Consider the following 12,098-nt stretch of genomic DNA (forward strand, 5'->3'; position numbering starts at 1 on the left):
GTATATTGTAGGTGCTCCATGTCGGTAATAGCCAAGCCTGTAAAGCAAGCAAAGACAAACATCAGCCTTGCCTGTTCAGCCTCCTTATCGTTTACTTTTAAAGCCATGAGTTTAGCTACATCGTTCTTTTGCAGGAAGCGTATCTTTTGTTCCGTTTTCTCGTACTTGGCATTCTCAAAGGGATTACAGCGAATGAGCCTTTGGCTGACCGCACGGTACATCAACCTGCTTAGCCAGCAAAGATAGCGGTTGATGGTTGCAGCTGCCAATCCTTGCTTTTTAAGATAAAAGCGGTACTCTTCAAACAAATCTTCCGTAATGATGGTTACAGGTATATCCTTTTCTCCTTTATCCTTGACAAACTCGCATAACAGCTTGTCGGAATAGCAAAGATTTTGGTACGTACTTTCTGCTTTTGACTTTCCCACACACTCTTTGACGGATTGCAGTTCTGCCCTGCTCATGGCAAGCAGCGTTGTCGGATTGGTGGCAATACCTTGCAAGTGGTTCTTGATAAGTTCCACGCTTATCACTCCGTCCTTTATCAGTAAATCCCGATAAGTCTTTTCTACAAGTTCTCTGAACTCTGTTAGCTTTTTGTTTATCCTTTTGTGGATAGTCTGTCCTTGTTTGGTATTCCACTCTGCCGGCAGGCATTCCTCGCCTGTGGTTATGGCGGAACTCTTCCCGTCTATGGTGATACGGCAGAGAATGGCTGTCTTACCATCAGCCTTTGTTTTCTGTCTGTTGATATAGAACAGTATCTTAAATGTACTTCTCATTGTCTTGATGATTTTGAATAAAATGGATAAGAAATAAAGAAACAGAGAGATTAAATTGCCAACTGCAAATCTTCTGTGAAAGAAAGGAAGCGACCGAACTCCTCAAAGAGCTTTTGCGGTGTCACCTTTGCGTAGCGTTCTGTCATGCTTACATTGGTATGCCCGAGCATCTTGCTCACCGTTTCGATGGGTACGCCTTGTTCAAGCGTGATGAGCGTGGCAAAGGTGTGCCTTGCTGTATGCGTGGTAAAGGGAAAGGGGATACCTGCGCGAAGCCGTAGGGCTTTCAGACAGGTCTGATAGTTCTTGTACTTGATATAGGGGAGCTGTGTTTCCCTTTCATCGCTGTGAAACCTCTCTATCAGACTAATGGCTTCGGGCAGCAATTTGATACGGCATAGTACACCTGTCTTCTGACGGTTGAACTTCAACCATAAATTTCCCTCGTCATCACGGACAAGATGAGATTTATTTAGTTCCATCAAATCGCAATACGCGGCACCTGTATAACAGGCAAAAAGAAAAATATCCCTTGCCGTTTCCATTTCCTCCTCCAAATCATCAAAGCGGAGAGCCTTTAACTTCTCCAAGGCTTCCTTGTCGAGTGCCTTCGGGGCTTTCTTATCTCCTCGCTCTATATGGGCTTTGTCAAACATCAGGGTGTCGGCTATTCCCTCACGATACGCCAACCTACAGACCGTTTTCAAATGTGATGCCACTGCGAAGAAGGAACTTTCTTGGAAGCCGCATACTCCCAAGTAGTATTGGCGAAACTCATAGATAAAGTCCTCCGTCAGTTGGGAAAAAGCCATGTCTGAAACTTTGTACTTTCTTTGAACAAACTTCTGCAAGTGGTTTCTCGTGGAATGATAACTTGAAAGGGACTCTTTCTTGATGTCCACGCCGACATGGATTTCTTTCTCTTTGATGAGCATATCCAGCCTTTCGATAAGCATACACCGTGCCTGAATGCTTCCTTGGAATTGTTCCTTTACATCGGTTGCGTCAAATGGGCAACCTTTGGTAATCAATGATTGATAAGCCGATTGAATGGAAAGTAGCAAATTCTCCAACTTTCCGTTAACCTCCACCGCCTCACGGCTCTTGCCGTCCATCCTGCTCTCACGTGGATTCCACAAATCGGGATTACAAGATAGTTTACAACTAAATTGGGCAATGGAACGCCCAATCGTTATTCGTCCCATAATCGGAGCTTTGCCAGACTTGTCCAAGCCACTCTTTTTGAGGTAGAGCAACACCTTCATCTTTTCTGTTTTCATACGCTTTAATATTTGTGGGTAAAGTTACCCGAATTAAAGCGTTCTTTAGTTACGCAGAAAACTGCCGACCGCAGCAACAGCCACACGAGCGAAAATAATTCAGTTACCGAATACTGCACCATCGTTACCTACATCAAAACAAGGTAACACTCTGGTAACTGAACTTCTGCCTAAATCTGCACTTTCCTGCCTTTTACAAACAATGCAGCGTTATGCAAATCAGAGCATTCCCTCTTCATTATCAGTTAGTTTACATCAACATCGATATTCCTTCATTTTCGTTGATTAGTTACCTTTCGAAGCGTAGGGTTTTGCATCGCAAAACAGCCACTTTCGCAATGCCAAAACGACTATATCACATTTTAATAGAATTATCTTTATAAAACAAACGTGTTTTCAATGTGTTTTTAAAGTTAAGAGGAACAACCAGTTTTTCGCCGGCAAGTGTAGATAGTTCCAATAATGAAACGAGGGAACAGCGTATTTAATGAGCTGTCCCCCCCGTTCTTGTATATTATAGTTTTACTTTATTATGAGCCTTTATCAGATAATTCCACGTAAACGGTCATCGAATGCCGAGAGGGCGGCCTTGGCACCTTCGCCCATAGCAACAATGATTTGCTTGTACGGAACATTAGAAACGTCGCCTGCAGCATAGACGCCCGAAATGGCAGTACGGCAAAATTCGTCTACTTTAATCTCGTTGCGTGGTGTCAGTTCCAGTTCTTCTTTGAATACATCGCTGTTGGCTGCAAGACCTATTTGTACGAAAACACCATCAAATTCGTAGTCTTTTTCTTCCTCTGTCAGGCGGTCTTTAACAGTCAGTGCTGTCAGTTTGGTGCCGTCGCCCTTAACATCGGTGGTCTGTGCATTGGTAAAAATGCTCATGTTTTCTATTTGCTTAGCCTTTTCCTGCAATACGGTATCGGCACGAAGGGTATCGCCAAATTCAAATACCGTAACTTTATTGCAAATGCCTGCAAGGTCGATGGCTGCTTCCAAACCGGAGTTTCCGCCACCAATCACGGCTACATTCTTGCCTTTATAGAAAGGTCCGTCGCAGTGTTGGCAGAAGTGTACACCGTGTCCGATGTATTTAGCCTCGTCGCCGACGTTCAGTCTGCGCCAGTTTGCACCTGTTGCGATGATTACGGCAGGAGCCTTGAACACTTCGCCACCTTTCACCTTGATGCTCTTTATCTTCTCTTTCAAGCTTACATTTATAATTTTTCGATGTTCAAAAAGGTCGATAGGATAGTCGGCAAGATGCGCTTTTAAGTCGGCGGCAAGCTGTGTTCCGTTTGTATTGGGCACAGAAATAAGGTTCTGAATGCCTGTTGTGTCGTTCACTTGTCCGCCAATTCTTTCTGCAACCAAGCCCACTTTCAAGCCTTTACGTGCAGAATAGATTGCTGCTGACGCACCGGCAGGACCGCCACCTACAACAATCACATCGTATTCGCGCTCTATTGATTCTTCGTTTTCAAGTGCCTCGCTGCCTACCATATCTTCCAACTCTTGCAAAAGTATGCCGAGGTCGCCTCGTCCGATGTGCAACGACTCGTTGTTGCAGTACACCGCGGGCACTCCTTGTATGTTTAAGTCGCTTACTTCCTGCCGGTAAATACCGCCATCTACCATTTCGTGCTTGATGTTGGGGTTGATGAGCGACATGAGGTTGAGTGCCTGAACAACGTCAGGACAGTTGGTACAAGTAAGTGAAACGTATGTTTTCAGTGCGATTTTGCCTTTCAGCGATTTTATTCTGCGCTGTATTGCCTCGTCGGGAAAGTTCTTGCCCTGTCCGTCGGTATTGAGAACAGCCAAAAGGAGCGATGTAAATTCGTGTCCGTTTGGTAGCCCACGGAATGTAATACCTGTTTCGTTGCCGTCTTTTAGTAGTTTAAAACTGAGTTGTGCGTTCTCTTCTTCAGTGAAACTAACCGACAATTTTTCTGATGTTGAAGCTATATCGTTGAGAAATTCTTGCAGTTCGCCTTTCTTCTCATCGTCTTTTTTGCTTGTTGCAGCAAAGGTTATCTGCGATTTAAGCGATGCAAATATACCTTTTACTTGGTCTAATATATTCTTGTCTAACATATTTCTGCTTTTAAAATTAGTGTGTATCGTTTGTTATAGAATGCAACCTTGTTATTCTTGTCGGCAGATTAAAGAAAAAGTCTCTTACTTTCCTATCTTGCCTTTTTTATCTTTTGGAAAGAAGGCTGATAGGAGAGTGAGAGACTGTCCATAATGTTTTGTATAGTGAAAACCTTTCCTGTCAGTCGGTTGCTTAAATCTTACCTACAAGGTCGATGCTTGGTTTCAAGGTTTCAGCACCTTCGTTCCACTTTGCAGGGCAAACTTCGCCGGGGTGAGAAGCTACGAACTGTGCAGCCTTAACCTTGCGAACAAGCTCGTCAGCATTACGACCGATAGAGTTGTCTTGTATTTCAGCCAACTTAATCTTGCCTTCCGGGTCTACTACGAATGTACCGCGATAAGCCAAACCTTCGTCTTCTTTGTAAACGCCGAAGCCCTTTGCCAATACTGCGAGAGGGTCTGCAAGCATAGTGTAGTTAATCTTCTTGATGCTGTCAGAAGCGTCTGCCCATGCCTTGTGTACGAAGTGAGTATCGCAGCTTACTGAGAATACTTCAACACCCAAGCCCTTCAACTCTTCGTATTTGTCAGCAAGGTCTACAAGTTCTGTAGGACAAACGAATGTAAAGTCAGCCGGATAGAAGAAGAAAATAGCCCACTTGCCTTTAATATCTTCGCTTGAAACTGTTTTGAACTCACCGTTTTGGAATGCCTGAACCTTAAATTCAGGAGCTGTTGCATTGATAATTGTTTCCATTTTTCTGTTGTTTTGTTTTCAACGGCTTTCGGTTTAGCACCGTCGGCTCATCAATAATTATTATTGTTAGTTTAAATTTTCAATTTTATTGTCAGTTGTTCTGTTTGACAATGCAAAGGTAGACATATATATAATATTGCACAACAGATAATATCTATTGAGCAATTGAAAATATCTATATATTACTTTAATTGTTTAATTATCAGTGTTTTATATTATTGAAACAATGTTTCCGGTATTCTTTTTTTGTATAAACGATATACAATCTTGCTATTTTCAGCATCGGTATATAACGAAAAAAGGGATAGACAGTTGGTCTATCCCCTTGTTGTTGTTCGTAAAAAAGATGTTACTTAATCTTATTGTAACCGTATTTTGCTGTGCAGCAAAGTTCTTCTTCGATGCGGATAAGTTGGTTGTACTTAGCCATACGGTCTGTACGAGACATAGAACCTGTCTTAATCTGACCTGAGTTTGTTGCCACAGCGATGTCTGCAATAGTTGTATCTTCTGTTTCGCCAGAGCGGTGTGAAGTAACAGAAGTGTAACCGGCGCGGTGAGCCATGTCAATAGCTTCGAGTGTTTCGGTCAAAGAACCAATCTGATTAACCTTGATAAGGATTGAGTTTGCTGCACCCATCTTGATACCTTTTTCAAGGAATTTAACGTTGGTAACGAACAAATCGTCGCCTACCAACTGGCAGCGGTCGCCAATCTTAGCTGTAAGTTTAACCCAGTTTTCCCAGTCGTTTTCGTCGAGACCGTCTTCGATAGAGTCGATTGGGTATTCGGTAATAAGTTCTTCCAAGTATGCAATCTGCTCATCGGCAGTGAGTTTCTTGCCGTTAGGGTCTTTAGGCATGCCGTTCTTGAGATGACTGTAGTCGTAGAACCACTCGCCGTTTTCCTGTACAGCAAATTCAGAAGCAGCACAGTCCATGGCAATCTTGATGTCTTTGCCCGGTTCGTAGCCTGCGTCCTTGATAGCCTGCATGATAGAATCGAGTGCGTCCTTGATGCCTTCGAACTTAGGAGCGAAACCTCCTTCGTCTCCAACAGCTGTTGAGAGACCGCGTTTCTTCAAGTTTTTAGCCAATGTGTGGAAGATTTCAGCACCCATACGCAATGCTTCGCGAATGTTTGCAGCACCAACAGGGCGTATCATAAACTCTTGGAAAGCGATAGGAGCATCAGAGTGTGCACCACCGTTGATGATATTCATCATCGGTACCGGCAATACGTAAGCGTTAGTACCGCCGATATAGCGATATAAAGGCATGTTCAAAGCCTTGGCTGCAGTTTGTGCTACTGCCAAAGAAACGCCGAGAATAGCGTTAGCACCCAACTTGCTCTTGGTAGGAGTACCATCGAGTTCCAACATCTTATAGTCGATTGCACGTTGCTCTGTTACGCAGAAGCCTTTCAATGCAGGCGCAATAACGTTGTTTACGTTTTCTACTGCCTTCAAAACACCTTTGCCTGAGAAACGACCTTTATCGCCATCGCGAAGTTCAAGTGCTTCGTTTTCACCTGTAGATGCACCTGATGGTACGCTTGCACGACCCATTACACCATTTTCGAGTGTTACTTCAACTTCAACAGTAGGATTGCCACGTGAATCGATAATCTCACGAGCGTGTACTTTTTCAATCTTCATAATTTTACCTTTGTGAATTGTATTATTTAAAAATGTTCTTTTTTCCTTTTGTATTTTATATGCTGGAAGGGTAACTGATTTGTTTTTTCAGACGTTAAACTAAATGTTATCCTTCTCTCAAGGTTGCCTTTTCACACTTCTGTGGGCAAATCTTGACGTCTTATTACGTTTTCGACTTCAAAATTATAAAAAAGAAATGAGAGTGGCAAACATTTCACACAAAATAACACGGGTGCAATTTTTGTATGCTTCCTATTGTTTATATTGCTATCTGCACTGAACAATCTAACGTGTTTTCAGGTGCTTTGAATGTTCTGATAGCACTTGTTGGAGCTTTTTATAATGCTTGCTGCGTTTTGTTCATTTGCAGCATACCGGCCGGAACAGATGCGCGAATTTTGTCTGTGATGAGTTGTCGGAGCGAAGTGCGGAGGAAGTTCTTTTGTGTGAGCAATATGATGTTGCGCGTGGGAATGGGGTGGGCGAAAGAACGCACTAACTCTTTTTGCACTTCGGTAAGTTGCTCAAGCGCAAGTTCGGGAATAAATGTTACCCCCTTTCCACTCTCTACAATGCGCATAAAAGTTTCGATACTGCCGAGATTGTATGCTTTCTTGCTTTTCGCAGCCGACTTTAAATGGCAGAATTTTACGAGCTGTTCGCGGAAGCAATGCCCCTCATCGAGCAGCCAAAGATATTCGCCCGTCAAGTCGGCTGTGCGAATTGCCTTGTTGTTGAACAAGGTATCGCCCTTCGATACATAGACAAAGAACTTCTCAAAGTAGAGGTGGTCGCTGTCGAAACCTTCCTGTCCCTCCACCTGTGCAACGATGCCTGCGTCTATTTCGCCGTGTTTCAGTGCTTTGTGTATGTCTTCTGTCTTCATTTCCGTAACACGAATATCCAACTCGGGGTACTCGTTCATAAGTTGTGGGAGGAAGCGCGGAATAAGGTAAGGAGCTATGGTGGGCAATACGGCAACATGGAAAGTTCCCGAAAGCGAATGCCGCTCTTCTTCAACAACTTCTTTCAGCTGCTTTGCCCGTACGAGAATGTTCCAAGCCCGCTCTATAATGAGCATTCCTTCGGCAGTTGGTTTGATGGGTTGCTTGCTTCGGTCGAATATCTTTACGCTCAGTTCTTCTTCCAATTTCTGTATCATCGAACTTAGCGTAGGTTGGGTAACGTTGCAGTAGTCGGCAGCCTTTGCAAAATGTTTGCATCGGTAAACCGCCATAACATATTCTAATTGTTGAAGTGTCATATATATTAGGAGAGATTAATTCTTTTAGAAATACAAAGGTAATATATTTTTTTAAACAACCTTTCGAGGAAATGCTAAATGTAGAATGTTTTTCGTTTTTTATTTATTAATTTTGCGGAATGATTGGAAAAGATAAAATAAAACTGCTTGCTTTCGACGCTGATGATACCTTATGGGACTGTCAGTCGCACTTCGATGCTGCGGAAAAGGAATATCAGGATATATTGAGCGATTACGGAACACCTGCAGAAGTTTCTGCTGCGCTGTTCAAAACCGAAACGGCTAATATGCCCTTGTTGGGTTATGGTTGCAAGGCGTTCGTGCTTTCGCTTATCGAAAATGCCGTTTCGATGAGCAACGACAACCTGTCGGCTGATAAAATAGCACGGATTTTAGACTTTGGAAAAGACTTGTTGAATATGCCTGCCACTCCCTTAGAAGGGGTGCAGACTGTGCTTAGCACCTTGAGTAGCGCACGAAAAGATTATAAAATGGTGGTTTTTACCAAGGGAGAGCTGTTGGATCAAGAGAACAAGCTGAAGCGTTCGGGCTTGGAAACCTTCTTCGATGCCATCGTTGTGGTGTCTGACAAAACGCAGAAAGAATATGAAATGCTTTGCAAACGCTTCGATTGTTCTATCAACGAGCTTGTCATGGTGGGCAATTCGTTCCGTTCCGATATAGCACCTGTCTTGGAGTTGGGTGGTTATGCTATCCATATACCGTCTAAAATATTGTGGCAACACGAGCATGCCGACGAGTACGAACACAACCATCTTGTTACCGTAAGCGAGATAAGCGGCATCTTGCAGTATCTTTAAAACCATCTTTAAGAGGTATTCTGAAAATAGGGGAACATTCTAACAATGAGAATGTTCCCCTATTTTATATAACAAGAAGGCAGCAATAAGAATACTTCTCAAGTATATGGTAGAAAAATACGTGGGTATTACAATTCGGTTTGCCCAACAACATGAAACATTCTATGCCCTGCCAATGTAGGATTAGAATTAACTGTTTCTGTATAAGCCTTTATCGCTTCTTCTGTTTCTAAAAATATTTTACAACTTTCAACTTCACGAGCCAATTCTTCTTTCGTTACCTTCTTACGATAAGGACTAAGTAAAGTTCCTTGATTCAAACACTCCCAACCTTTCAACGAAAGGTAATTTTTAACTGCAGTACCACTATTGAATAATACAGCCTTTCCATTTTCTGTAACAAGTTCGAACTTTCCAAAAGCTGTAACTTTAAGAAGTGGCGCATAAGAATCCTTCATATTTCTTATATTAATTGAAGGATATGAAAATGAAGAATATATATAATAATACCCATCATCTGCCTTCTTTATTTGAGCAGAAACAGACAATGTAAGCGTTGTTACCAATAAAGCAAGTAATATTCTCTTCATAATAATATGTATTAGTTAATAATATACAAAGGTAATAAAAGTGTTAAGGTATCACAAACGTTTATCACTTTTTAACTCTGAAAAGTAGAACTCCTCATAAAACAGTTATTCTATGCACTATTAAGAAAGATTTAAAAGGCTTTGATATGTAGGTGTTTAACTCGTTATGATGGAAGTCTAAAGAATTACTTACACGTAAATAAATATTTTTCTACGTGTAAGTAAATATTTCTCTACACGTAAATAAATTATTATTTACATGTAAATAATTTCAGTAACAAATGTTTTTGCAGCGTACAACCCCTTTGATTATCTGTTTTTAAAAGGTGAATGGTCGGCGTTTTCTGAAGCCTTATTTGCGTAAGCACGAAAAAAGACCGAACCCTGAGCGAGGATTCGGTCTTTTCTTTTTATCTTGTATGTTAGATTATTCGGTAATGTTTGGCAATTCCAAACCAAGACCTTTCTTCTTGTCCACAATCTTGAGGATAAATCCGATTACCAATGCTGCTACACCAAGACCTGCCAACATAAGGAGCGGATTGGTGTAATCGTACTTCGTTGGGTCGGTAATACCAACATTCGAGTTGTCGAGCACCTTACCGATAACCAATGGGAACAACCACAAACCGATGTTCTGAATCCAGAAAATAAGTGCGTAAGCAGAACCGATAATCTTTGGGTCTACGAGCTTTGGCACACTTGGCCACAACGAAGCCGGCACAAGCGAGAACGAAGCACCGAGCACGAGGATTGTTAGGTAAGCTACAACAACACCGCCAATGGCATTGCCCTTGAATGCAGGGAGAACGAATGCAAATGTGAGGTGGCAGCTAATGAGCAGCAAAGCACCCAAGATAAGCATTGTAGCAGCCTTGCCCTTGTGGTCTACATAGCTGCCAAGGATAGGTGTGATACCTACTGCGAGCAATGGGAACACAGCAAAGATAGACTCTGCAGACTGACGCATATAGCCCATATAGCAATAACCAATGAGCGAGAGGATAGAGATGAGCAGCACAGAGTATTTAACGTTCTTGTTCTTCATGAAGTTGAACATGAATGCTGTTATAGCAACTACCAGCATAATGCCGTACTGGATAATTGTAACTTCGGTTGAAGCCCAGAACGAATCTTTATCGACAGGAGTGAAGGTAAGGTTACACTGCAACATGTTTACCGCATACTTTTGGAATGGGAAGATGGCAGAATAGTAGAGTACGCAGAGCAAAGAAACCAACCAGAAGCCCATACTGCTGAGGATTTGACCGAGGTCGCTGAGCTTGAATGGGTCGTCTTGCTCTTCAGACTCGCCGGTTTGAGAGTCGAGTTTCTTATCCATAAAGAAGTAAGCAACGAACATCATTACAGCAATACAGATAAGAACAACACCAAATGCCACTGAACGAGAAACGTCTACGCTGCCGCCTAACTTAGCAAAGAAAGGTGAGAAAATCATACAGGTAGCAACACCTAAACGTGCAAATGCCATTTCAGAACCCATGGCAAGTGCCATTTCCTTGCCCTTGAACCATTTTACGATACCACGAGAAACCATGATACCTGCCATTTCGGTACCGCAACCGAAAAGCATAAAGCCGATGGCTGCGAGCTTTGCAGAGGCCGGCATGCCTTCGTAGAAAGGAGAAACGCCTAACTGTTCGAACAAAGGAACGTGGTTCAGGTTCTCGGTAAACCAAGTTTCAAGTCCGCTGCCGATGAAGCTTTCGCTAATGGCATAATACTTGATGCAAGCACCTGTAAGCATCACGGCACCGGAAAGGAGGGCTGTGAAGCGTACACCCATCTTGTCGAGAATAATTCCTGCGAAGATAAGGAAGAATACAAATACGTTCAGGAATGTTTCAGAACTTTGCATTGTTCCGAATGCTGTTGAGTCCCAACCTCTTTGTGAGAGCATCAAGTCTTTGATAGGCGACAAGATGTCTACAAAGATGTAAGAACAGAACATAGCGAGAGACAAAAGCAAAAGGGCTGTCCAACGTGCGGCAGCAGAGTCTCTAAGTGTTTTGTTTATTTGTTCTGTCATAAAAATATAATTGTTATTGTTTTTTCTGTTATTTATTAAAGTTCATTTAAATCTGCCTTTTACTTCTTTAACCAGCGGTCGAGCCAGTTGAAGAATGTGCGTTGCCAGAGCACGCCGTTTTGTGGTTTCAGCACCCAGTGGTTCTCATCGGGGAAGAGCAACAGCTCTGCAGGAATACCACGCAAGCGGGCAGCGTTGAATGCACCCATACCTTGTGTTGCATTAATGCGGTAGTCCATTTCGCCGTGAATGCAGAGAATAGGAGTGTCCCACTTGTCTACATCAAGGTGCGGACTGTTCTTATATGTGCGTGCAGCTGCAGCTGTGCGGTCTTTGTTCCAATATGCGTCGTCGTATTCCCAGTTGCTGAACCAAGCCTCTTCTGTATCGGTGTACATGCTTTCGAGGTTGAAAGCACCGTCGTGAGCAATGAATGCCTTGAAGCGTTTGTTGTGGTGCCCTGCCAAATAGTAAACAGAGAAACCGCCAAACGAAGCACCTACTGCACCTAATCTGTCCTTATTGACGTATGGAAGGTTGTTTGCAGCGTCGTCGATAGCCGACAAGTAGTCCTTCATGCACTGCCCTGTCCAGTCGCTACTGATGGCTTCGTTCCATTCGCTGCCATATCCGGGAAGACCGCGGCGGTTTGGCGCAATCACTACATAGCCGTTTGCTGCCATCATTTGGAAGTTCCAACGGAAGCTCCAAAATTGTGATACAGGACTTTGTGGACCACCTTCGCAGTAGAGAAGAGTAGGATACTTCTTGTTTGGGTCGAAGTGAGTAAA

The 12,098-nt window shown here is 42.9% G+C and carries 11 protein-coding genes; 2 read left to right on the top strand and 9 right to left on the bottom strand.

Annotated features, from left to right (window positions below; all coding sequences use genetic code 11):
- Both JCM15124_RS11715 and JCM15124_RS11720 read right to left on the bottom strand, forming a co-directional pair.
- A partial coding sequence (locus JCM15124_RS11715) for a phage integrase SAM-like domain and Arm DNA-binding domain-containing protein (protein WP_024999551.1) occupies positions 1-782 on the bottom strand: 782 nt, incomplete at its 3' end.
- 50 nt (positions 783-832) lie between these two features.
- On the bottom strand, positions 833-2,062 hold the full coding sequence (locus tag JCM15124_RS11720) for a site-specific integrase (RefSeq protein WP_024999552.1): 1,230 nt from the start codon (positions 2,060-2,062) through the stop codon (positions 833-835).
- A gap of 12 nt (positions 2,063-2,074) precedes the next feature.
- On the opposite strand from JCM15124_RS11720, the gene JCM15124_RS17005 reads away from it, so the two are divergent.
- Entirely contained in the window at positions 2,075-2,209 is a 135-nt protein-coding gene (locus tag JCM15124_RS17005; protein WP_262499282.1) for a hypothetical protein, read from the top strand.
- A 396-nt stretch (positions 2,210-2,605) separates the two neighbouring features.
- On the opposite strand, the gene ahpF is transcribed toward JCM15124_RS17005, so the two are convergent.
- From ahpF to JCM15124_RS11740, 4 genes are all read right to left on the bottom strand, one after another.
- Entirely contained in the window at positions 2,606-4,165 is a 1,560-nt protein-coding gene (gene ahpF, locus JCM15124_RS11725; protein ID WP_024999553.1) for an alkyl hydroperoxide reductase subunit F, read from the bottom strand.
- A gap of 193 nt (positions 4,166-4,358) precedes the next feature.
- Positions 4,359-4,925 (bottom strand): alkyl hydroperoxide reductase subunit C, encoded by a 567-nt coding sequence (ahpC, locus tag JCM15124_RS11730; protein ID WP_024999554.1) that lies wholly within the window; start codon positions 4,923-4,925, stop codon positions 4,359-4,361.
- A 349-nt stretch (positions 4,926-5,274) separates the two neighbouring features.
- On the bottom strand, positions 5,275-6,582 hold the full coding sequence (eno, locus tag JCM15124_RS11735) for a phosphopyruvate hydratase (RefSeq protein ID WP_024999555.1): 1,308 nt from the start codon (positions 6,580-6,582) through the stop codon (positions 5,275-5,277).
- A gap of 337 nt (positions 6,583-6,919) precedes the next feature.
- Positions 6,920-7,846: a hydrogen peroxide-inducible genes activator gene (locus JCM15124_RS11740; RefSeq protein WP_024999556.1), complete on the bottom strand. Its 927-nt coding sequence runs from the start codon at positions 7,844-7,846 to the stop codon at positions 6,920-6,922.
- 119 nt (positions 7,847-7,965) lie between these two features.
- Between JCM15124_RS11740 and JCM15124_RS11745 the strand changes: the two genes are divergently transcribed.
- Positions 7,966-8,667 carry an HAD family hydrolase gene (locus JCM15124_RS11745; RefSeq protein WP_024999557.1) on the top strand — a complete coding sequence of 234 codons (702 nt, stop codon included), beginning with the start codon at positions 7,966-7,968 and terminating at the stop codon, positions 8,665-8,667.
- Between the two features lie 128 nt (positions 8,668-8,795).
- Here JCM15124_RS11745 and JCM15124_RS11750 read toward each other — a convergent pair whose 3' ends face one another.
- From JCM15124_RS11750 to JCM15124_RS11760, 3 genes are all read right to left on the bottom strand, one after another.
- Positions 8,796-9,257: a hypothetical protein gene (locus JCM15124_RS11750; RefSeq protein WP_024999558.1), complete on the bottom strand. Its 462-nt coding sequence runs from the start codon at positions 9,255-9,257 to the stop codon at positions 8,796-8,798.
- Between the two features lie 427 nt (positions 9,258-9,684).
- A complete protein-coding gene (locus JCM15124_RS11755; RefSeq protein ID WP_024999559.1) occupies positions 9,685-11,307 on the bottom strand; it encodes an MFS transporter in 1,623 nt (540 codons plus the stop codon).
- 59 nt (positions 11,308-11,366) lie between these two features.
- A partial coding sequence (locus JCM15124_RS11760; RefSeq protein ID WP_024999560.1) for a S9 family peptidase occupies positions 11,367-12,098 on the bottom strand: 732 nt, incomplete at its 5' end.

It is taken from the genome of Prevotella falsenii DSM 22864 = JCM 15124 (assembly GCF_000613945.1).
Taxonomy (GTDB): Bacteria; Bacteroidota; Bacteroidia; order Bacteroidales; family Bacteroidaceae; genus Prevotella; species Prevotella falsenii.

Bases quoted from the DNA above. Each gene is read 5' to 3' on its own strand.
- ahpF (WP_024999553.1), bottom strand. From the start codon at position 4,165: ATGTTAGACAAGAATATATTAGACCAAGTAAAAGGTATATTTGCATCG.
- JCM15124_RS11745 (WP_024999557.1), top strand. From the start codon at position 7,966: ATGATTGGAAAAGATAAAATAAAACTGCTTGCTTTCGACGCTGATGAT.
- ahpC (WP_024999554.1), bottom strand. From the start codon at position 4,925: ATGGAAACAATTATCAATGCAACAGCTCCTGAATTTAAGGTTCAGGCA.
- JCM15124_RS11750 (WP_024999558.1), bottom strand. From the start codon at position 9,257: ATGAAGAGAATATTACTTGCTTTATTGGTAACAACGCTTACATTGTCT.
- JCM15124_RS11740 (WP_024999556.1), bottom strand. From the start codon at position 7,846: ATGACACTTCAACAATTAGAATATGTTATGGCGGTTTACCGATGCAAA.
- JCM15124_RS11755 (WP_024999559.1), bottom strand. From the start codon at position 11,307: ATGACAGAACAAATAAACAAAACACTTAGAGACTCTGCTGCCGCACGT.
- eno (WP_024999555.1), bottom strand. From the start codon at position 6,582: ATGAAGATTGAAAAAGTACACGCTCGTGAGATTATCGATTCACGTGGC.
- JCM15124_RS11720 (WP_024999552.1), bottom strand. From the start codon at position 2,062: ATGAAAACAGAAAAGATGAAGGTGTTGCTCTACCTCAAAAAGAGTGGC.